20 protein-coding genes are annotated in these 21,043 nt (G+C 65.7%); 13 read left to right on the forward strand and 7 right to left on the reverse strand.

Annotation, left to right across the window (positions count from 1 at the left end; translation table 11 throughout):
* Window positions 1-179 precede the first annotated feature (179 nt).
* From gspD to gspF, 3 genes are read left to right on the forward strand one after another with little or no spacing between them, the layout of a single operon-like run.
* Window positions 180-2,441, forward strand: a complete 2,262-nt coding sequence (gene gspD, locus L0U80_RS15170) for a type II secretion system secretin GspD (protein ID WP_233865490.1) — start codon at window positions 180-182, stop codon at window positions 2,439-2,441.
* Window positions 2,438-3,934: a type II secretion system ATPase GspE gene (gspE, locus tag L0U80_RS15175; RefSeq protein WP_308444859.1), complete on the forward strand. Its 1,497-nt coding sequence runs from the start codon at window positions 2,438-2,440 to the stop codon at window positions 3,932-3,934. The genes gspD and gspE overlap by 4 nt, the downstream gene beginning before the upstream one ends.
* Window positions 3,935-3,966: 32 nt before the next feature.
* Window positions 3,967-5,184: a type II secretion system inner membrane protein GspF gene (gene gspF, locus L0U80_RS15180; protein WP_233865500.1), complete on the forward strand. Its 1,218-nt coding sequence runs from the start codon at window positions 3,967-3,969 to the stop codon at window positions 5,182-5,184.
* A gap of 27 nt (window positions 5,185-5,211) precedes the next feature.
* Here gspF and L0U80_RS15185 read toward each other — a convergent pair whose 3' ends face one another.
* Window positions 5,212-5,625 (reverse strand): general secretion pathway protein GspC, encoded by a 414-nt coding sequence (locus L0U80_RS15185; protein WP_233865502.1) that lies wholly within the window; start codon window positions 5,623-5,625, stop codon window positions 5,212-5,214.
* A gap of 204 nt (window positions 5,626-5,829) precedes the next feature.
* On the opposite strand from L0U80_RS15185, the gene gspG reads away from it, so the two are divergent.
* From gspG to L0U80_RS15225, 8 genes are all read left to right on the forward strand, one after another.
* On the forward strand, window positions 5,830-6,303 hold the full coding sequence (gspG, locus tag L0U80_RS15190; protein ID WP_373322168.1) for a type II secretion system major pseudopilin GspG: 474 nt from the start codon (window positions 5,830-5,832) through the stop codon (window positions 6,301-6,303).
* A 96-nt stretch (window positions 6,304-6,399) separates the two neighbouring features.
* Window positions 6,400-6,939, forward strand: coding sequence for a GspH/FimT family pseudopilin (locus L0U80_RS15195; protein WP_233865504.1), 540 nt, complete (start codon window positions 6,400-6,402; stop codon window positions 6,937-6,939).
* Window positions 6,940-6,941: 2 nt separating this feature from the next.
* A complete protein-coding gene (gene gspI / locus L0U80_RS15200; RefSeq protein ID WP_233865506.1) occupies window positions 6,942-7,340 on the forward strand; it encodes a type II secretion system minor pseudopilin GspI in 399 nt (132 codons plus the stop codon).
* Window positions 7,318-8,040, forward strand: coding sequence for a PulJ/GspJ family protein (locus tag L0U80_RS15205; protein WP_233865507.1), 723 nt, complete (start codon window positions 7,318-7,320; stop codon window positions 8,038-8,040). Before gspI ends, L0U80_RS15205 begins: the two co-directional genes overlap by 23 nt.
* A 2-nt stretch (window positions 8,041-8,042) precedes the next feature.
* A complete protein-coding gene (gspK, locus tag L0U80_RS15210; protein ID WP_233865508.1) occupies window positions 8,043-9,251 on the forward strand; it encodes a type II secretion system minor pseudopilin GspK in 1,209 nt (402 codons plus the stop codon).
* Between the two features lie 34 nt (window positions 9,252-9,285).
* The gene (gene gspL, locus L0U80_RS15215) at window positions 9,286-10,614 is read left to right on the forward strand and encodes a type II secretion system protein GspL (RefSeq protein WP_233865509.1); all 1,329 of its coding nucleotides are present in this window, start codon (window positions 9,286-9,288) and stop codon (window positions 10,612-10,614) included.
* Window positions 10,590-11,117 carry a type II secretion system protein M gene (locus L0U80_RS15220; protein ID WP_233865511.1) on the forward strand — a complete coding sequence of 176 codons (528 nt, stop codon included), beginning with the start codon at window positions 10,590-10,592 and terminating at the stop codon, window positions 11,115-11,117. Before gspL ends, L0U80_RS15220 begins: the two co-directional genes overlap by 25 nt.
* A gap of 37 nt (window positions 11,118-11,154) precedes the next feature.
* The gene (locus tag L0U80_RS15225; protein WP_233865513.1) at window positions 11,155-11,934 is read left to right on the forward strand and encodes a type II secretion system protein N; all 780 of its coding nucleotides are present in this window, start codon (window positions 11,155-11,157) and stop codon (window positions 11,932-11,934) included.
* Window positions 11,935-11,994: 60 nt separating this feature from the next.
* Here L0U80_RS15225 and L0U80_RS15230 read toward each other — a convergent pair whose 3' ends face one another.
* Window positions 11,995-13,602 carry an efflux transporter outer membrane subunit gene (locus tag L0U80_RS15230; protein ID WP_233865993.1) on the reverse strand — a complete coding sequence of 536 codons (1,608 nt, stop codon included), beginning with the start codon at window positions 13,600-13,602 and terminating at the stop codon, window positions 11,995-11,997.
* A gap of 213 nt (window positions 13,603-13,815) precedes the next feature.
* Window positions 13,816-14,172, reverse strand: coding sequence for a hypothetical protein (locus L0U80_RS15235; protein ID WP_233865514.1), 357 nt, complete (start codon window positions 14,170-14,172; stop codon window positions 13,816-13,818).
* A gap of 223 nt (window positions 14,173-14,395) precedes the next feature.
* Here L0U80_RS15235 and L0U80_RS15240 point away from each other — a divergent pair, with 223 nt between their 5' ends.
* Window positions 14,396-14,920, forward strand: a complete 525-nt coding sequence (locus L0U80_RS15240) for a MarR family winged helix-turn-helix transcriptional regulator (protein WP_233865515.1) — start codon at window positions 14,396-14,398, stop codon at window positions 14,918-14,920.
* A 139-nt stretch (window positions 14,921-15,059) separates the two neighbouring features.
* Window positions 15,060-16,616, forward strand: a complete 1,557-nt coding sequence (locus L0U80_RS15245) for a DHA2 family efflux MFS transporter permease subunit (RefSeq protein ID WP_233865999.1) — start codon at window positions 15,060-15,062, stop codon at window positions 16,614-16,616.
* 36 nt (window positions 16,617-16,652) lie between these two features.
* On the opposite strand, the gene L0U80_RS15250 is transcribed toward L0U80_RS15245, so the two are convergent.
* The 4 genes from L0U80_RS15250 to L0U80_RS15265 all read right to left on the reverse strand — a co-directional run bounded on the left by L0U80_RS15250 (window position 16,653) and on the right by L0U80_RS15265 (window position 20,970).
* On the reverse strand, window positions 16,653-17,192 hold the full coding sequence (locus tag L0U80_RS15250; RefSeq protein WP_233865516.1) for an OmpA family protein: 540 nt from the start codon (window positions 17,190-17,192) through the stop codon (window positions 16,653-16,655).
* Between the two features lie 342 nt (window positions 17,193-17,534).
* Complete coding sequence (locus L0U80_RS15255) at window positions 17,535-17,990, reverse strand: hypothetical protein (RefSeq protein ID WP_233865517.1); 456 nt, start codon at window positions 17,988-17,990, stop codon at window positions 17,535-17,537.
* 168 nt (window positions 17,991-18,158) lie between these two features.
* Complete coding sequence (gene gshA / locus L0U80_RS15260) at window positions 18,159-19,790, reverse strand: glutamate--cysteine ligase (RefSeq protein WP_233865518.1); 1,632 nt, start codon at window positions 19,788-19,790, stop codon at window positions 18,159-18,161.
* 223 nt (window positions 19,791-20,013) lie between these two features.
* Complete coding sequence (locus L0U80_RS15265) at window positions 20,014-20,970, reverse strand: DNA-3-methyladenine glycosylase family protein (RefSeq protein ID WP_233866000.1); 957 nt, start codon at window positions 20,968-20,970, stop codon at window positions 20,014-20,016.
* Window positions 20,971-21,043 lie beyond the last annotated feature (73 nt).

Below are 21,043 nucleotides of genomic sequence, written 5' to 3' on the forward strand. Positions count from 1 at the left end.
GTGACAATTCCGACATGAAAAGCCGCTAACATTGCTTCTTTTGTGAAGCATCGGAGATCGTGGGGACGGTTTTCCGGAGCGATCGACACTAGAAGGTCGGCCGGGCCTGGCGACAATTCAGCCCGTTCATTCTGCACGAATAGCCAGTGGTGTCCGTCATTGGCTTCGATATGAGATCCATGAGAAGAAATCGTATGGCCTTGCGTCGTGTCGTCACGGCGTTGCTCTTTAGCGGACTCCTCTCGGCGCAGCTGGTGCACGCCCAGGTGACGCTGAATTTCGTCAACGCCGATATCGACCAGGTGGCCAAGGCCATTGGTGCGGCGACCGGCAAAACGATCATCGTTGATCCGCGCGTGAAGGGGCAGCTCAACCTCGTTTCGGAGAATCCCGTTCCCGAGGACCAGGCGCTCAAGACGCTACAGGCGGCACTGCGCATGCAGGGCTTTTCGCTCGTGCAGGATCACGGCGTGCTGAAGGTCGTGCCCGAAGCCGACGCCAAGCTCCAGGGCGTGCCGACCTACGTCGGCAACGCGCCGGTGGCCCGTGGCGACCAGGTGGTGACGCAGGTATTCGTGCTGAAGCACGAATCGGCGAATAACCTGCTACCGGTGCTGCGCCCGCTCATTTCGCCGAACAACACGATCGCCGCGTACCCGGGCAATAACACGCTTGTCGTCACCGACTACGCCGACAACGTGCGCCGTATCGGCGCGATCATCGATGGCGTGGATACCGCAGCCGGGCAGCAGGTAACGGTCGTTCCGCTGCGCAACGCCAACGCCCTCGATATTGCGCCGCAGATCGCCAAGATGCTCGACCCGGGTGCGATCGGTAGCACGGACCCAACGCTGAAGGTCTCGGTGGTTGCTGATCCGCGCACGAACGCGTTGATGCTGCGCGCATCGAATACGCAGCGTCTTGCCGCCGCGAAACAACTGGCGACACAACTCGACGCGCCCACGAGCCAGCCCGGCAACATGCACGTCGTTCCTCTGCGCAACGCCGATGCCGTGGCGCTCGCCAAGACACTGCGCGGCATGCTGGGCAAAGGCGGCAGCGACTCGTCGACCTCCGGCGGCGGGGCGAACTCGTTCAATCAGACTTCGGGTAGCAGCACGTCGACGGGCACCGCCGGCACGCCGCCGCTGCCAAATTCGCTTACTGGCAGTTCGTCGTCGTCGTCGAGCAACCCGATGTCGGGTGGCTCCTCGGCCGGCAGTGGTGACGCGCAGTTCTTCGGGGCAGACAAGGACAAGGGCGACGAAAATACGCCAGGCGGCATGATTCAGGCCGATTCGGCGACCAACTCGCTCATCATCACGGCGCCAGACGCGGTGTACCGTAACCTGCGGGCCGTGATCGACCAGCTCGACCGGCGGCGCGCCCAGGTCTATATCGAAGCGCTGCTCGTCGAGTTGAACTCGGACACTAACGCCAATCTCGGCATCCAGTGGCAGATCGGCACCAACCAGCTGTTCGCCGGTACCAATCTCACGAGCGGCCAAAGCAACAGCATCGTCAATCTGACGGCAGGCGCGGCAGGCACGGGAGGTCTTGGAGCCGCGCTCGCAGGCCAGAGTCTCCAGCAAGGCTTGAATGTCGGCTGGATCCGCGACATCTTTGGTGTAAAGGGCCTCGGCGCGTTGCTGCAGGCACTGTCGCAGACGAGCGATGCCAATGTGCTGTCCACGCCTAACCTCGTCACGCTCGACAACCAGGAGGCGAAGATCGTCGTCGGTACGAACGTGCCGATTCAGACGGGCCAGTATTCGAACCTCACGAGCGGCACGGCGAGCGCGGCGTTCAACACGTTCGACCGCGTCGACGTCGGTCTGACGCTGCACATCAAGCCGCAGATTATCGACGGCGGCCTCCTGAAGCTCCAGCTGTACACGGAGGACTCGGCGATCGTGAACGGCACGACCAACATCACGACAAATCCGGCCGGTCCCAACTTCACCAAGCGTTCGATCCAGTCGACGGTGCTCGCCGACAACGGCGAGATCATCGTGCTCGGCGGCCTGATGCAGGACAACTACCAGGTCAGTAACAGCAAGGTGCCGCTCCTTGGCGACATCCCGTGGATCGGCCAGCTGTTCCGCTCGGAAAACAAGACGCGCTCGAAGACGAACCTGATGGTGTTCCTGCGTCCGGTGATCATGACGGACGGCGACACGGCGCGAGCGGTGACGTCAAATCGCTACGACTACGTTCAGGGCGTGACGGGCGCGTTCCGGTCCGATAACAACCTGATGAGGGATAAGGACGATCCGGTAGTGCCGCCGATGCCGGTCGGCCCGAGTCAAGGTGGATCCGCGCTGAACCTGTTCGATCTCGACAAAATGAGGCGTCAGCAGGCGACCGGGATGCTGCCTGCAGAGCCCGCTGCCCCGAGCGGCACGGGGGCGAACGTCGAATCGCCGGGAGCGCACCCGTGACCACGCTCGCGCAGGCACCGGCTCCCGCTGGTGGCGAGCGCGAGGCGCCCTCGCCGCTCGCGGCGCGCCTTGTGCCTTACGGCTTCGCGAAGAGCGGTCAGATTCTTGTCGCCCAGCAGCGTGCGGATGGTCTCGAAGTGTGGGTCAGCGAACGCACGGCCCCTGCTGCGATCGCCGAGGTTGCGCGCAATTTCGGCGCGATCCGTTTTGTGCGCATCTCCGCCGACGAACTCGCCCACGCGATCAACCAGGCGTACGCGCGTCAGGATGGCAGCGCGGCGCAGGTGGTCGGCGAGGTGGAGGGCGAAGTCGATCTGTCGCGGCTGATGCAGGACATTCCCGAAGTGGAAGACCTGCTTGAGTCGGAAGACGACGCGCCGATCATCCGCATGATCAACGCGCTGCTCACGCAAGCCGCGCGCGAGCAGGCGTCCGATATTCATATCGAGCCGTTTGAAAATGCATCGGTGGTGCGCTTTCGCGTCGATGGAACGCTGCGCGACGTGGTGCGCCCGAAGAAGGCGCTGCACGGTGCACTGATTTCGCGTATCAAGATCATGGCGCAGCTCGATATCGCCGAAAAGCGTCTGCCGCAGGATGGCCGCATCACGCTGCGCGTGGGCGGCCGCCCGGTGGACGTGCGGGTTTCGACACTGCCCACCGGGCACGGCGAGCGCGCCGTACTGCGTCTTCTGGAAAAGGACGCGCAGCGCCTGAATCTCGAAGCGCTCGGCATGGCCGGCGACACGCTCAAGCAGTTCGACCAGCTCATTGCGAAGCCGCACGGCATCGTGCTGGTCACCGGTCCAACGGGCTCGGGCAAGACGACCACGCTCTACGCGTCGATGTCGCGGCTCGAGACGGCGACCACGAACATCATGACCGTCGAGGACCCGATCGAGTACGACCTCTCGGGCATCGGCCAAACGCAGGTGAACGAGCGCATCGGCATGACGTTCGCGCGCGCGCTTCGCTCGATCCTGCGTCAGGATCCGGACATCATCATGATCGGCGAAATCCGCGACCTCGAAACCGCGCAGATCGCCGTGCAGGCTTCGCTCACGGGTCACCTCGTGCTCGCGACGCTCCACACGAACGACGCCGCATCGGCGGTCACGCGTCTTACCGACATGGGTGTCGAGCCGTATCTGCTCGCGTCATCGCTGCTCGGTGTGCTCGCGCAGCGGCTCGTGCGGCAACTGTGTCCGGCCTGCAAGGAAGAGCGCACCGAAGACGACGGTCGCAAGCGCTGGCATCCGGTTGGGTGCGATCGCTGCGGACATTCGGGCTATGCGGGGCGCCGCGGCGTGTATGAACTGCTGCTCATCGACGAGCCGATCCGCGCACTGATCCACCGCAACGGGGCCGACGCCGAAATCCTCGAGGCCGGGCGCGCGCAAGGCATGCGCACGCTGCGCGAGGACGGTGAGCGCTGGCTCGACGCGGGCACGACTTCGCTCGAAGAAGTGCTGCGCGTCACGGGCGGCGCGTGATGGATTGCCGACAAGCGGGAGCGTAGACGAACATGCCGGCATTCCGTTTCGAAGCGATCGACGCGACGGGCAAGGGGCAAAAAGGCGTCCTCGACGCCGACAGCGCCCGCAGCGCCCGATCGCAGTTGCGCGGCCAGGGGCTGACGCCGCTCGTCGTCGAGCCGGCTGCGAGCCGCACGCGCGGCGCGCGCCAGCAACGGCTCGCGCTCGGGCGGCGTCTGTCGCAGCGCGAACAGGCGATCCTCACGCGTCAGCTCGCGAGCCTGCTCGTCGCGGGGCTGCCGCTTGGCGAAGCGCTCGCGGTGCTTACCGAACAGGCCGAGCGCGACTACATCCGCGAATTGATGGCCGCGATCCGCGCCGAGGTGCTCGGCGGTCATTCGCTCGCGAACGCGCTCGCCCAGCATCCGCGCGACTTTCCGGACATCTATCGCGCGCTCGTCGCGGCGGGCGAGCACACCGGCAAGCTCGGCATCGTGCTCTCGCGCCTTGCCGACTACATCGAGCAGCGCAACGCGCTCAAGCAGAAGATCGTGCTGGCGTTCACGTACCCGACGATCGTCACGATCATCGCGTTCGGCATCGTCACGTTCCTGTTGAGCTATGTCGTGCCGCAGGTCGTCAACGTGTTCGCGAGCACGAAGCAGCAATTGCCGTTTCTCACCATCGTGATGATGGCGCTCTCGGATTTCGTGCGGCACTGGTGGTGGGCCGTGTTGATCTTCGTGGCGCTCGCGGCTTGGATCGTGCGCTCGATCCTGCGCCGGCCGGGCCCGCGTCTCGCTTTCGACCGCTGGGTGCTCACCGCGCCGCTCGCGGGCAAGCTCGTGCGGGGCTACAACACGGTGCGTTTCGCGAGCACGCTCGGCATCCTGAGCGCCGCGGGCGTCCCGATCCTGCGCGCGTTGCAGGCGGCCGGCGAAACGCTGTCGAACAGGGCAATGCGCGCGAACGTCGATGAGGCGATCGTGCGCGTGCGCGAAGGCACGTCGCTTTCGCGCGCGTTGGGCAATACGAAGACGTTTCCGCCGGTGCTCGTCCACCTGATCCGGTCGGGTGAGGCGACTGGCGATGTGACGACGATGCTCGACCGCGCGGCCGAGGGCGAGGCGCGCGAGCTGGAGCGCCGCACGATGTTCCTCACGAGCCTGCTCGAACCGCTCCTGATTCTGGCGATGGGCGGCGTGGTGCTCGTGATCGTGCTCGCGGTGATGCTGCCGATCATCGAGCTGAACAATCTCGTGCAGTAGCGGCGCGCCGCCGTTGGAGATGTGGCGTCAGCGCACGTAGATGGTGGGGCCGGAGACGTTGGCCGGCAGGAAGATTTCGGAGTGCACACCGTGGCGGTCGATGACGATCGAGCGCGCGCGCACTTCGGCTAGCGTGGTGTCCTGGTTGAGCGGGCCGCCGAGTGAGATCGCTTTGGCGGCTTCGGTGCCGACGCTGACGATGGCAGCGGCGCCTTGCTGCAACGCCAGGATGCCGAAGAGGTGGATATCCTGGGCGGGCTGCCTGTCGAGCTTCCCGCCGAAGAGCGTGGCGGCCTCGTCGAGCGAGACTGGCGGCCTGGCGGCGGCGGCCTCTACCGGAGCCGCGCGGCTCGTAGCGAGCGTGATGGCCCACGACGTCGCCGTCGCGCAGAACACCGCGAACGCGGCTAGGGACAGGAGGCGGATTTGCAGTGCGTTCATGCGCTCCATTGTACGGAGTATTGTGAATTTTTCGACGTTATAGGCGTAAGTGCGCGGGTATGTCCGAAAGTCGTCACCGCGTGACATTACAATGACCCGCCACGTGCCTTACGGCACATGAGCGAATACGCGGCGCCGGAAGTCGGGCCGCTACGATTAACCGGCAAGGAAATGCCAGGAATACCGTCAGGAGGAAAGCAAGCCATGTCCATGTGGGCAAAACGCCACAACGCTACCGAGGCAATCGACGGCCTGCGTGCGCGCCGCCAGCGCGGCTTCACGTTGATCGAAATCATGGTCGTGATTGCGATCCTTGGCATTCTCGCCGCGCTGATCGTACCGAAGATCATGAGTCGTCCCGACGAAGCGCGCCGTGTCGCCGCGCGCCAGGACATCGGCACGATCATGCAGGCGCTCAAGCTGTATCGCCTCGATAACGGCCGCTATCCGACCCAGGAGCAAGGCCTCCAGTCATTGATCCAGAAGCCAGCCACCGATCCTGTTCCCAACAACTGGAAGGACGGCGGTTATCTCGAACGCCTGCCGAACGATCCCTGGGGCAACACGTACCAGTATCTGAATCCGGGCGTGCACGGCGAGATCGACGTGTTCAGCTACGGCGCCGATGGTAAGCCCGGAGGCGAAGGCAACGACGCCGACGTCGGGTCCTGGCAGTAGCGCCGCGTCGCAGGCGAGGCGCGTTGGCAACACGCCCGTGACCGCCCAGCGCGCCTGTCCTGCAGGACTCGTCTCCGCCGTATTGAGCCACGCATCATGCGCCAGAGCCAACCGAGCCAACCTCGTCGCCGTTACGTCTACGCCAGCTCACGCGCTTTCACGCGCGCGGGTGTGCGTGCGCGCGCCGGAGGGTTCACGCTGATCGAAATGCTGGTCGTGCTGCTCATCGCGGGCATCCTGATCTCAATCGCGTCGCTGACGCTCTCGCGCAATCCGCGCACCGATCTCAACGAAGAGGCCCAGCGAGTCGCCCTCCTGTTCGAATCGGCGGGCGACGAAGCCCAGGTGCGCGCGCGACCCATCGCGTGGCAACCCATCGAAGGCGGATTTCGCTTCGATGTGCGAACGGAAGACGGCTGGCGTCCGCTGCGCGACGATCTGCTCGGCCCGCGTCACTGGGAGGGCGGCGTGACCGGCGTGGAGATCGCCTATCCGGGCAGCGGCAACGACACACAGGCCAACCGCATCGTGTTCGGCACCGAGGCCGTTGATGTGCCCGTGGAAGTCACGCTTTTTTCGAGCGTCGGGCGCGTGACCATCGTCGGCACCGGCAACGGCCGGTATGAGGTGCGCTAGCGATGCGGACCACCCAATCCTTTTATCGCGCGGCGCGCGGCTTCACGATGATCGAAGTGCTCGTCGCGCTTGCTATCGTCGCGATTGCGCTCGCGGCGTCGCTGCGAGCCGTGGGCAGCCTCGCCGCAAGCGAAGCCGATCTCCACAATCGCCTGCTCGCGGGCTGGAGCGCTGATAACGCGCTCGCCCAACTGCGTCTCACACATGCGTGGCCCGAACTCGGCGTGCGGAGCTTCGACTGCTCGCAGGCCAATCTGCCGCTCGTCTGCACGCAAACGGTGACGGCGACGCCCAATCCGGTATTTCGCCGCGTGGAGGTGTCGGTGACGACGCCTGGTCGCGATGGCAACCTCGCGCAACTCGTCACGGTGCTCGGCAATGAAACAACCCGTTCGCTGTGACCGCGCGCGTGCCGAACGCGACGAAGGCGCGAGGTGCACCCTCCGCGCGAGACGCGCACGCGGCTTCACGCTGATCGAACTGCTCGTCGCCATCGCGATTCTCGCCGTCGTCGCGATCCTTTCGTGGCGCGGGCTTGACCAGATCATGCGCGGCCGCGAGACGATTTCGCGTTCGATGGCCGACGAACGGGTGTTCGCGCAAATGTTCGACCAGATGCGCATCGACTGCCGCCTCGCCGCGTCCGATGACGAAGCGGGCGCCTCTGCAATCTCGCTCGATGGTGGTGCCCTGCAGATCGTGCGCGCGTTCGCGGTGCCGCCTGGCTCGGCGCCTCGGCTGCAGGTCGTGCGCTATCGCGTGGTCGAGGGCCGCGTCGTGCGCTATGCGTCGCCGCCGCTCGCGAATCTCGGCGATTTGCGGCGCGCCATGCGCGGCGGCGAAAGCGGCGACTGGAATGCGCTGCCGATGATGAGCGGCGTCGGCTCGATCAACGCGCGGTTCTATGTGCCGAAGGTAGGCTGGACCTCGAACATGGCGGACGTGAGTTCGCAGCTCACCGCCAACGCCAACGCCAACGGCCTCAGGGTGCCGCAGCTTGGCGTTGCACCACTGCCGCGCTCGGTGACAGGGCTCGAGGTGCGGGTGAGCGCGCAGTCGTTGCAGTGGCCTGTCACCCGCGTGTTTCTCATGGGGGAATGACGATGCGCGCGCCGACTTCCCTCGCCTCCCGCGTGCACGTGCGTCGTGCCGTGACGCATGAAGGTGCCGCACGTCTTCGCGCGGACGTTCACGCCTGCAGCGTTGCCGGTCCGTGTGCGCCGCGTTGTTCGCGCCGTGTCCGCCGTGCATCGCAACGCGGTGCGGCGATCATCACCGCCCTCCTCGTCGTCGCCCTTTCCGCGATTCTGGTTTCGGGCATGCTCTGGCGTCAGCAGGTGCAGTTGCGACGCATCGAGAACCAGCGGCTCGTCGCGCAGGCCCAGTGGATTTCGCGCGGTGCGCTCGACTGGACGCGCCTCGTGCTGCGCTCGGAAGGCGATACGTCGGCGGGCGTCACCTGGCTCGGCGGCGCATGGGGCATGCCTGTCGCGAAGACGCGACTGTCCGACTTTCTCGGCCAGATCGGCGACGTGCGCGCCGAACAAGGCGCTGCCACGTATCTATCGGGTTCGATCGAGGATGCCCAGGCGCGCTTCAATCTGCGCAACCTCGTGGCAAGCTCCGCGCCTGGCACTCTGCAGCTCAACGTCACGCAGATCGAGGCGTTCGCGCGACTTCTGCAGATGCTCGGCATCAATGGCCAGCTCGCGAAGAATACGGCCGTGTATGTGCGCTCGGGACTGGCGTATTCGATGACGCGCTTCCAGACGTCCTCCACGACGGCCACGTCGACATCGACCTCGACGCAGCAGCTCGCGGCTGGCGCGACGGGCGGCGCGACCTACACCGACAATCCGGGCCTGAGCGACGCCGACAGCGACAGCGCGGTCGCCCCGCTCCTGATGACGAGTGTCGATTCGCTGCTCGACGTGCCGGGCTTCACGCCCGATGCGCTTGCGCGGCTGCGGCCTTTCGTGACGGTCCTGCCGGCCACGACGCCGGTGAACATGAACACGGCGAGCGCCGAGGTGGTCGCGGCGATCATACCGGGCATGAACCTGTCGAGTGCGCAGGCATTCGTGGCGCGGCGGCAGAATGTGTTTTTCCGCAATCTGAGCGACGTTCAACTGGCGCTTCAGGGCGCGGGCGTGCAGGCGGCGTCCGTCGACACAACGCTGTGTGACGTCAACACGAGTTATTTTCTCGTTCATGGCCGCGTGGACCACGAACGCGCCGAGGTAGACCGCACGACGCTCGTCTGGCGCGATCCGCTCACCCACATGACGCGCATCGTCCGCGACGAACCATGAATCCGACTGAGTCCAACATCGAAAAGAGGTGCGTTTGAGCACGCTGATCGTCTTGATCCCGCCGCGTGACCCGGCGGTCCACTCGCAGGAATGGCAGCTGCCGGAGTTGCCGTTCCTGCTGCTCGACAAGGCGGGCAACACACAGCGCTCGGGTTGCTCGGCGCTCGCGCTCCTGCCGCGCGCTACGTCGACCGTGCTCCTGATCGCCGCGCGTGATCTGCTGACGGTGGCCGCCGCTGTGCCGCCGCTCAAGGGGCCGCGGCTGCGCCAGGCACTGCCGAACGTCGTAGAGGATCATCTGATCCAGGACCCGCAGACCTGCCATCTCGCGCTCGATCCGCAGGCGCTCTCCGATGGCCGGCATAAGGTCGTGGCGATCGATCGCGGCTGGTTCCGTTTTCTGATCGAGGGCTTTACGGCAGCCGGCCATCGCGGCCTGCGCGCCGTGCCCGTCGCGCGCTGTCTGCCGCAGCCTGTGGCCAGCGAGCAGGATGAAGCGGCGTCCTCGCCGCAGGAGACTGTCGAGCCGGTGATCGCCTGTGCGCTCGGCCCGGTTGTGTCGACTGCGCCTGCGCTGTTGGCCGGCAGCCGGTCCGATCAGGCGCTCGCGGTGCCCGGTGAGGCGCTTGAACTTGTGATCGTGCGCGGCGCAATGGAGCAAGGTCTGGCCGTGCCCGCGCAGAGCGCGTCGGCCACGATCGCGGCGCTGGCCGGCGATGCGCCCGTCACGCTCTACAGGCTGACAGGTCTGCCCGGCGAACCATCGGGCGCGGCGTCGAAGTCGCCCGCCGCGCAACTGCCCGGTGCCCAGTCGCTCACGTTCGAAACCCTCGCGCGTCGCGCGCTCTCCTGTCGGTTCGACCTCTGCCAGTTCGAATTCGCCGCGCAGCCATGGCAGCTCGATCGCGCTACGCTGCGCCGCCTGCGCGTGCCGCTCGCCCTCGTGGCTGCGTCGCTCGTGGTTGCGATCGTCGGGGCAAACGTGCAATGGCTGATGCTTGTGCGTCAGCGCGACGCCATCAACGCCGAGATGACCGAACTGCTGCTCAACGCGTTTCCGAAGACGACCGTCGTGCTCGATCCGGCCGGCCAGATGGCGCGTCAGCTACAACAGCTGCGCCTGGCTGCGGGCCAGCCCTCGCCCGAGGACTTCCTCGCGCTCGCCGACGGTCTCGCTCGCTCGCTCGGTCCCGTTCCCGCGAACGCCATCGCGGCGCTCGACTACCACGACCGCCGCCTGGAGGTGACCTTCAAGCAGGGCGTCAACGTCGATGCGGACCTCACGGCACGCCTTGCGCGCAACGGTCTGACCGGCACGGCGGACAGCAGCACCGGCAAATGGACGATCAGGAGCGCATCGTGAAGACAACGGCTTTGAGCGGCGCATGGGCTGAATTCTGGGGCGCACGCAACGAGCGCGAAAAACTGCTGCTGACGTGGGGTAGCGCGGTGCTGGCCGTGGCGATCGGCTGGTCGGTGCTATGGGCGCCCGCCTCCGACGGCCGCGCGCAGTTGCGCGCGAGCCTGCCGGGCTTGCAGCGTCAGCTCGCGGAGATGACGGCGCAGGCCAATGAGGCGCGTGCCCTTGCGGGTGCGGCGGCCAGCGTCGCGCCGGGCGGCCAGGCGCTCAAGGACGCGCTGACGGCGTCGCTGACCGAGCACGGCCTCGCGGGCGGACAAGTGCAACTGATCGGCACGACGGTGCAGGTGCAGTTGAAGAACGCATCGTTTCCGGCCTGGACGGGTTGGCTCGACGATGTGCGCAAGCAGTTCAAGGTGCAGGTGGTCGAGGCGCACGTAACGGCGCTGAAGGCCGACGGCCAGGTGGACCTGACCGCATCGCTGCAGCCTGCGAACGCGCACTGAACGCCGTCGGGCATTGCATGGGACCGGAGATCAAAGCATGACGTACTGGATGCGGCGCGTACGCGCCGCGTTGCCGTGGCTCGTGGTGGGCGTGCTGTCGAGCGCAGCGGTCCTGCTCGCGCGGATGCCCGCCGCCTGGATCGCGCCACAGTTCGCGCGCATGACGCACGGCCACGTGAATCTCGTCGATCCCGCGGGATCGCTGTGGCAGGGATCCGCGACGCTGATGCTCGCGGCCGGTCAAGACCCGGCGGGCGCGACGGTGCTGCCGGGCCGAATCGAATGGAAGACAGCCTTTTGGCCGCTATTCACGGGGCGTGTGCGCATGCAGATGCGCCAGACGGAGGCGATGCCCGATCCTGTCACCGTCGAGGCGACGCCGCGCAGCGCCACGGTGACAGCGGGTTCGATCGACGTGCCAGCATCGCTGCTCGCGGGGCTCGGCGCGCCCTTTAACACGCTCGATTTCGACGGCAAGGTGCGGCTCGCATGGAGCCCGTGGCGCACGTTCGGCACGGATGCGTTCGGACGCGTCAACATCTCGCTCACCGACATGAGTGCTCGCGTGTCGCTCGTGAAGCCGCTTGGATCGTACGAGGTGGTGGTGCAGTCGCAGGGCGCATCGTCGACGATCGATCTCTCGACTCAGAAAGGGCCGCTGCAACTCGACGGACACGGGACGATGTCGCGCGCGTCGGCGTCGTTCGAGGGCACCGCGAGCGCGACGCCCGAACAGCGCGAAAACCTTGCGGGTTTGCTCAATCTGCTCGGTCGCCCGTCCGGGCCGGGGACCGTCGCGCTGATTTTCGCCCGCTGAACCAGCGAGATGCGCCGCCGCACGAACCGTTCGCGGTTCATGCGGCGGTTGCGTTGTGGGTCACTCAGGCTGCACGGATTGTGCGCGAGTGGAAACCGTTGCGGCCGCATCGGTCGCGAACGTCGAGGCCTTGTCCGTGGCGCCCGCCCCACTCTGCCCCGTCTGCGCGCCCGGACGTGGCAAAGGCGCAGGCGCGGCCATGTCGCCGGTCTCGCGCCCCATCTGCGTGACATCCCATCCGCCGCCGAGCGCCTTCACGAGTCCCACCGACGACACCATCCGCTGCCCGTCAATGCTCGCGAGCTTCTGCTGCGCGACGAACGCCGTGGTCTGCGCGACGAGCACGTTCAGGAAACTGGTCGTGCCGGCCTTGTATTCGTTGGTGACGATTTCGACCGCATGCTCCGCCGACTCCACCGCCTGCCGCTGCACGACGACTTCCTGCGCGAGGATGCGCTGCGACGCGAGGTTGTCCTCGACGTCCTGGAACGCAGCCAGCACTGACAGCCGATAGGCGGCAACTTGCTGGTCATAGGCGGCGCGCGCGGCTTCGGTCTGGGCGCTGCGCAATCCGGCGTCGAAGATCGTCCCCGCGAGCGACGGACCGAGCGTCCAGAAGCGCGACGGCATCGAGAGCAGTTGCGAAAACACGGAACTCTCGAAGCCGCCCGAGGCGGAGATCGTCAGCGACGGAAAGAACGCCGACATTGCCACGCCGATCTGCTCGTTCGCAGCGGCCGCCTTGCGTTCCGCCGAGGCAATATCGGGGCGGCGTTCGAGAAGCGCCGAAGGCATCGAGAGCGGCACGACGGGCGGCGTGGCGGTCAGCGGCAACGGCGGGATCGAGAACGTCGAGGCCGGCTGGCCGATCAGCACCGCGATGGCATGCTCGTCCTGGGCGCGCGCGACGCCGTTATCGATCGCCGCCGCTTGCGCCGACTGCAACTGCGTCTGCGCCTGGATCACGTCGGCGCGGCCCACGACGCCTTGCGCGTACTGGTTCTGCGTGAGCTGCAGCGACCTTTGGTACGCGGCGACCGTGTCGTCGAGCAGCTTTTGCTGCGCGTCCAGCGAGCGCAGCGCGAAGTACGTCTGCGCAAGCGTGGCCTGCGCGGACAGGCGCGCGTTGGCGAGATCGGCTGCGGCGCCCTGCTGCCCGGCTTCCTGCGCGCCTACCGTGCGACTCACCTTGCCCCACAGGTCCGGCTCCCAGGTCGCATCGAGGCCGATATTGAAGTTATTCGAGATGGTGCCGTTCCCGAAGTTGCCGCTCGAAGTGCTTACGTGCGTTGGCGTGCGCGAACGCGTGGCGCTCGCCGACGCACCGATCACCGGAAAGTACGCAGCCCGCGCCTCACCGACGAGCGCGCGCGCCTGCCGGTAGGCAGCGGCGAACTGGGCGACGGTCTGATTTTGCGCATTGAGCTGATCCTGGAGCGCGTTCAGTTGCGCGTCGTCGTAGATGGTCCACCAGGCGCCGCGATCGGTTTGATCGGACGGCTGCGCGACTTTCCAGCCTTCGGGCGCTTCCTTGAACGAAGCCGGAACGGCGGCGGACGGCCGCTGATAGTTCGGGCCGACGGCACAGCCGCTGAGCTGGAACGTCAGCGCGGCCGCGGCACAGACGAGCGTGAGCGCGCGTGCGCGGCGCGGGAAGAGTTCGGGCAAACGGACGATACGGCGAGGCATGCAAGCAATCCTTCGATGCGGCGGGCGAGAAACGGCGCGGGCTTTATTACCGGACGCGCGGCGCGGTGCGCGATGATGCGCAGCGGGGTTGTAGTGTCGCGGCAATGGTAGCGCACGCGCCGTGCGGCGCGCGGAATCTGCAAGAGTAATGCTCAGACGGCTTGCGGTGTGTTACGGCGGAGACCGGGCAGGTTACGCGTCGTTACGGCGCCAGCGTCGCAGCGCGCGAAGCGCGTGGCCACCCGTGTGGGTGCGCGGCGCGTGGGTCTTGTGCTGCGGCGGACAAGCAGCGCGGCATGCGAGCGCGTTGCCGCAACAGGCGGCAGAGCCCGCGCCGGCGTCTGCCTCGCGACGGGCGCGGCGGCGTTCCGCCCACATGTGCAGCAGAACCGCGAGCGAGCCGCCCGGCAACGCGAACACCGCTGCGTAGACCGCGAACTTTCGCCAGCTCGTCGCCCGCCGGACCGCGTTGGCTCGCGCGAACGCGAGCCGGGCCGTGTCGGCGAAGGTGCGACCGAGGCCGCCGAGCGTGTTTTTCAGATACGGCATGACGCGGTCTGAGGGCGAAAGGGAAATGAAGTGATTGCCTGTCATAATATTGACTAAGCAAGTAAAAGTCCAAATTTATTTGCGCTGCACCAATGACGGTGTTGTTTTTTGCCCCAGCGGAGACGCTATCAGCCCCACAGGCACGCGTTTATTTATCTGCCTAAGCAGACAAATAAACGGCTAGAATCTGCGTCTGGCCCGACAAAGTGGAATTTGTCCCGACATGAACGAAGCGCCCGTCCCACCCGAAAGGAACAAGATCGAGTCGAGTCTCGGCTATTTCCTCTCGACCGCGCGCAACGTGCTGGCCGCCCGGATGGACCGGGCTGTGGAGCCGCTAGGCCTCACGTCGTCGCAGATCGGTGTGATTCTGCTGCTGTGGTACGAGCGTGCACGCACGCCAAACGAGATGTCGCGTGTGCTGTCGTACGACACCGGATCGATGACGCGCATGCTCGACCGGCTCGAAAAGAAAGGCTTCCTGGTGCGCCAACGAAGCCACGCCGACCGGCGCGTTGTGGAGCTGGATCTGACCCCGATAGGCCGTGATGCGGCGCAGCAACTTCCGGATCTGATCGCGGCCGTGTTGAGTGAGCAATTGCGCGGCTTTTCCGCCGACGAGGTTGCGACGCTCCTGCAACTCCTGCAGCGCTTCATCGCCAACGACGCGGCGACCGAGGTCGTCTGCGGCGGCCAGAGCGGCTGCCCGGCCGACGGCGGCACGCAGGAGCCGAGCGGAAACCCATAACAGGCGGCGCAATAAGCGCTTCTTTTTTCACGTTGATAACTGTCTGGGCAGAGAATGCCGAGGCACTGAAATGCAGACCGGCGATGACCCGCAGATTCACGCAGCGGGCCACGGTTTGATCTACAAGGATTCAGGACCGATGAACGCTTCAACCGCGGCGATCTCAGCCGCCGAGCCTAAGCAGTTGACCGGCGGCACGCTTGCGCTCCTCACCGTAGGCCTTGCGCTCGGCACGTTCATGGAGGTGCTCGACACGTCGATCGCGAACGTCGCCGTGCCGACCATCTCCGGCAACCTCGGCGTCGCGACTACCGAAGGCACGTGGGTCATCTCGTCGTACTCGGTGGCGTCGGCGATCGCGGTGCCGCTTACCGGCTGGCTCGCACGGCGCGTGGGTGAAGTGCGGCTCTTCACGATATCGGTGCTGCTGTTCACGATTGCCTCGGCGGCATGCGGGCTCGCGACGAACTTCGAAACGCTGATCGCGTTCCGCCTCGTTCAGGGTCTCGTGTCCGGCCCCATGGTGCCGCTGTCACAAACGATCCTGATGCGCTCGTATCCAGTCGCCAAACGAGGCCTCGCGCTCGGCCTCTGGGCGATGACGGTGATCGTCGCACCGATTTTCGGTCCCGTGATGGGCGGCTGGATCACCGATAACTACACGTGGCCGTGGATCTTCTACATCAACGTGCCGATCGGGCTTTTTTCGGGCGCGTGCGCCTGGATGCTGTTGCGCGGTCGCGAGACGAAGACAACGAAGCAGCGCATCGACGCCGTGGGCCTTGCGCTGCTAGTGATCGGCGTGTCGTGCCTGCAGATGATGCTCGACCTTGGCAAGGACCGCGACTGGTTCAACTCCACGTTCATCGTCACGCTGGCGATCATCGCTGTGGTGTCGCTTGCGTTCATGCTCGCGTGGGAGTTCACGGAAAAAGAGCCAGTCGTCGATCTTTCTCTGTTCCGTGACCGCAATTTCGCACTGGGCGCGCTGATCGTCTCATTCGGCTTCATGGCGTTTTTCGGCTCGGTGGTGATTTTCCCACTCTGGCTGCAGACGGTGATGGGCTACACGGCCGGCATCGCGGGCCTCGCGACGGCGCCCGTCGGCCTGCTGGCTCTCGTGCTTTCGCCGCTGATCGGGCGCAACATGCACAAGCTCGACCTGCGCATGGTCGCAAGTTTCGCATTCCTTGTTTTTGCGTTTGTTTCGATCTGGAATTCGACGTTCACGCTCGACGTGCCGTTCAATCACGTCATCCTGCCGCGTCTCGTACAGGGCATCGGCGTGGCGTGCTTCTTCGTGCCGATGACCACCATCACGCTCTCGAGCATCCCGGACGAACGTCTAGCCAGCGCATCGGGGCTATCGAACTTTATGCGTACGCTGTCGGGTGCGATCGGAACGGCAGTGAGCACGACGTTCTGGGAAAACGATGCGATCTATCACCACGCCGTGCTCTCCGAATCGGTGAGCACGTATTCGCAGAGCACGAACGCTTATAGCGACGCGCTGTCGAGCCTTGGTCTTGCGGGGCACAGTGTGACGGCGCAACTCAACGAGATCGTTACGCAGCAGGGCTACATGATGGCCACGAACGATTTCTTTCGTATTTCGGCTGTGGTGTTTATCGTGCTGGCCGGGCTTGTATGGATTACGAAGCCGAGAAAAGGCGCGGGACCGTCAATGGGTCACTGACGGTCCCGCGGCTGACAGCTGATCGCCTGTGGGCGATCACTGCATTGTGACACCGCTCGTCTGAACCTCGACGCGGCGGTTGCGCGCACGGCCTTCGGCCGTGGCATTCGAGTCGATTGGTTTCGAGTAGCCGTAACCCTGGACGTCGAACTGGCTCGCGTGCAGGCCCTTCGACGCGAGATAGCTGCGCACGGTCTGCGCCCGGCGCAGCGAGAGGCGATCGTTATAGGCCTTGGAGCCCACCGAATCGGTATGGCCGCCGATGACCACCGTGCCGATGTTCACGCCGTCGCTGTCCCTGATGAATGCGTCGAGCTTCTGCTTGCCGGACGGGAGCAGATCGGCCTTGTCGAAGGCGAAATTCGTATCGGCTTCGAGCGTGATGGTGCGCGGCGGGGGCGGCGCTTGTACGACCGGTGGCGGCGGGGGCGGAGCCTCGACGACCGGCTGTGGTGCCTGGCAGATGAAGACGATTTCGCGCGGATCGCCCTTGGCTGCATAGTCGGCCACGGTGCGGTCCACCGAGGAGACCCGCAGCGGCTGTTTGTCGCCGCAGATTTCGTTGACCTTTTTCATACAGGTCGCCGAACTTTCAAGCAGGCCGTAGCATTGCACACGGTGGGCCTGGGTGCCGTTCGCAAGCGTCACGACGTCAAGATTGTGCATGGGCCCAGACGCGGTCGTACAACCAGTGGCGACGACGGTGAGGGCAGCCAGCGCACTGGCTGACAAAACTCGCAGTTTCATTGTCGATTAGATTCAAAGATGAGGGGTTAGCTGTCCGGCATTCGCCGAATCAGACCCACAATACGGGTCCCGCACTCATCTTCTCAATCGGAGAAAGCTTAAAACTGCGAATCAACGCGGATGATCGGGTATGCGGGCGAGCCGTTCGACGTCCGCATTTCCCTCGCGATCTCAGTGAGGGGCGGACGGATCCGCGTCGCTCGCTGGCGTTGCCGATTCGTCTGCGCCGGCGACCGGCGCGTCGACGCCCGTGCGCACGAACTGCTTGAATGCCGCGCCCGCTGTCCATGGATCCGGCTTGCAGCCCAACGAGCTGTCGCAGTGCGCTGCGAAGCCGATCGTCGCCGTACCGTCGTTGTTGACGGCCTTCGTGATTTCGTACGCAAGCAGGCGCTTGCCGCCGCCCGGGCCCGAGGTCTGGATCAGCGTATCGGTGGCGGTCTGCACTTCGTACTTCGAATGATTGCGCACCCAGTCCTGTGCACGTTGCCACCAAAGCGTACATTGCGTCTTGTCCTGGCACGTGAGCGGAGCGGTCGCGGCCTGCATGACGTCCGGATTGACCTGTCCGCCCGTCGAGCAGGCCACAGCGGTCGCGCAGAGCAGGATCGGCAGAATTCGTTTCATCGTTTTATGTCCTCCCCGAAAGCGCCACGCACTACGCGCCGCGCGTTCGTCCGCCCGCGCGGGAAAGCGCGCAGGCATGTCGATTGATATTCATTGGACCGCGCGGGCGTGGCTTTCGTTGCGAGGTTTCGAGCAAGTGCGCAAGTGCAATACCCGGCGGTGATCCGGTCACGCACCGTAACTGTCGAGTGTGTAGGCGCCATAGGCGGCGATGAACGCATCGAACGAGCCGGCTTGATCGCGTTCGAGCGTTGCCTGATCGTCGAGTGATTCGCGCGCGAGCCTTTCGAAATGAGCCGTCGACGCGGCGTCCAGCGGACGCGAGAGGAAGTGTGACGCGTGCCGTTCGCTCTGCGCGAGCGCGAATTCCAGGAACGTCTGCTTCTCGTCGAGCATGGTCTGAAGCACGCGTGCCGATGGCGTAAGCGATGCATCCGCGAGCTTCGCGCGTTGTGCAGCCGCGGCGCGCGCATGTTCGTCTGTGCCGCGCAGCGCGTCGAGCGTTGCCGCGGCACGTTCGATCTTCGCGAAGAGTTCGGAGGCCCAGTCCTGCATCGGCACGGACGTGCCGTCGCGCTTGAGTTCGAGCCCCGGGCGGCGGCCTTCCTTCGTGACCAGCCCGAAATTATCGTTGGCCTCGGTGTACGCGGGGGCGGGCAGGAGCGGGCTGTCATCGAGCGCGCACGCGAGCAGATAGGCGTCCAGAAAGCGTGCCGTCTCAAGCGCTATGCCCGTGGGCTCGAATGGATCGATATCCATGCAGCGCACTTCGACGTACTGCACGCCGCGCTCAGCGAGGGCATGCAACGGGCGCTCGCCCGAATACGTCACGCGCTTCGGACGGATCGTCGAGTAGAACTCGTTTTCGATCTGCAACACGTTCGTGTTGATCTGCACCCACTCGCCATCGCGCTGCGTGCCGATCGCCTCATACGGCGGATACGGCTGGCTCACTGCCTGCGCAAGCGCTTCGAGATAGCCGGGCAGGGTGTCGTAGTCGGCGTGCAGCGCCGACTGGCCCGTCGTGTTCGAGTAGCCGAGGTCGCTCATGCGCAGGCTGGTCGCGTACGGGAGGTAGAGCGTCTCGTTGTCGAGCGCGTCGAGTCCGTGCTTGTTGCCGCGCAGGAAGCCTGCGTCGAGTGCAGGCGACGCGCCGAACAGATACATCAGCAGCCAGTTCGTGCGACGGAAGTTGCGGATGAGCGCGAGATAGCGGGCCGACTGGAAATCCGTCAACGTTTCCGCGGACTTCTCGTGCGCGTGGAGCGCCACCCACACTTCTTCGTCGAGCGAATAGTTGTAGTGGATGCCCGCGATGCATTGCATCGTGCGCCCGTAGCGCAGAGCGAGACCCATGCGATAAACGCGCTTCAACCGGCCGATGTTCGACGTGCCGTATTCGGCGAGCGGGATGCCGTCGTCGGTGGCGGGCAGGAGGCCCGGCATCGATTCGTTCCAGAGGATTTCGCCATCGCGCGCGAGCACTGCATAGACGTAGCGATGCAGTTCGTCGAGCCTTTCAAGTGTGACCGACGGATCGTGCTCGGCAGGCGTAATGATTTCGAGCAGCGCTTCGGAATAGTCCGTCGTCAGTGACGGATGCGTAAGCGCCGAACCGAGCGCCGCCGGATGCGGCGTCATCGCGAGGCGGCTGTCGCGCGTTACCCGCAGGCTCTCCTTTTCGATGCCGCGCAGACCGCGCGCGAGCGCATCGCGGTGAGGCCCGGCGCTCAGCACGGAAAGTCGCTGTGCGAGAACGTCGTTCGTGCCGCTGGTACGTGAGGAGGTCGTGTCTGGCATTGAGGCTGGTCGGGCGGGGGCCGGCAGCGTGATATCTCCCGCACGCGCGCCGACGTAAAGTTTTCGTTAGCGGGCACTTTAACATCTCGCCGGAAGACCTGCTCATGGCCGTCTTGCGCGCATCAGGACGCCTTGTACCGCGTCGATTTCACGCGGTTGGCGCGCTTTTCGTCCGCGATCTTGCATGCATCTGCGATGCGCCTGCCTCCTTGTTTCGCACGCGTCAGCCGCCGCGCGCTGCACTCGCGCGATCGGCAAGTTCATTCCACAGATGCATCGCGGCATACGCGCGCCACGGCTGCCACGCGTCGCTGCGCGCGCGCTGCTGTGCCGGGCGCAAGAGCGCTGGGTCGCGCGCGGTGATCGCCTGCATCAGCACGAGATCGGTCGCGGGCCATGCGTTCGCGTCACGCCACGCGCGCATCGCAACGTATTCGACGGTCCACGGACCGATCCCCGGCAGCGCGAGCAGTGAAGCGCGCATGGCGTTGAGATCGCTGGTGGTATCCGCTGAAGTAAGCGAGTCGCTGTGACTGCGGCGTTCGATCGCGACTGCGCCGCTCGCGACCGCATCGGCAAAGCCCTGCAGCGCGGCGACGCGCTTGCCCGGCATGCCGATGCCGGCGAGGTCCGCGGCGGCAAGCGCGGCCGGCGTCGGGAAGCGCCAGGCCGTGTGCTCGTGCGGATGCGATTCGATGCGTTGGCCGACGCGCTGCACGAGGCGGCCGATGATCGTCGTCGCCGCTTTCACGCTGACCTGCTGGCCGACGATCGCGCGGACCACCAGCTCGAAGCCCGACCACGCGCCAGGCACGCGCAAACCGGGCGCGGCGGCCACGAGCGGCGCGAGCCACGGATCGTCGGCGAAATGCGCCGCGACGGCCGCCGGGTCCGCCTGCGTATCGAACATGCGGGCTAGCGGGGCGGCGAGGGCGGCCGCATGGGCGCTCACCGGGCCGTCGATCTGCACGACAAGGCAGCGCTTGCGCGCGTGGCGGCGGACGGTGAGGGTGCCGCTTGCGTCCCGGAAGTCGATGGCGCGCCGCCAGGCGCCGTCCTCGACGGTCTCGACGCCCGGCGTTGCGCGGCCCGCGAAGAAGCGCAGCACGCGCGGCCAGTCGTAGGGGGCGCGAAACGGCAACTCGAGTGTGGCGCTGTCGGTTGGCGCGGGTGCTTCGATCTGCGACTGCGGTTTCGAGGTTGGTACGGGCGCCTCGATCTGCGACTGCGGTTTCGATTCGGGCAGCGCGGTG

This window comes from Paraburkholderia adhaesiva (genome assembly GCF_021390575.1).
Classification (GTDB): Bacteria; Pseudomonadota; Gammaproteobacteria; order Burkholderiales; family Burkholderiaceae; genus Paraburkholderia; species Paraburkholderia adhaesiva.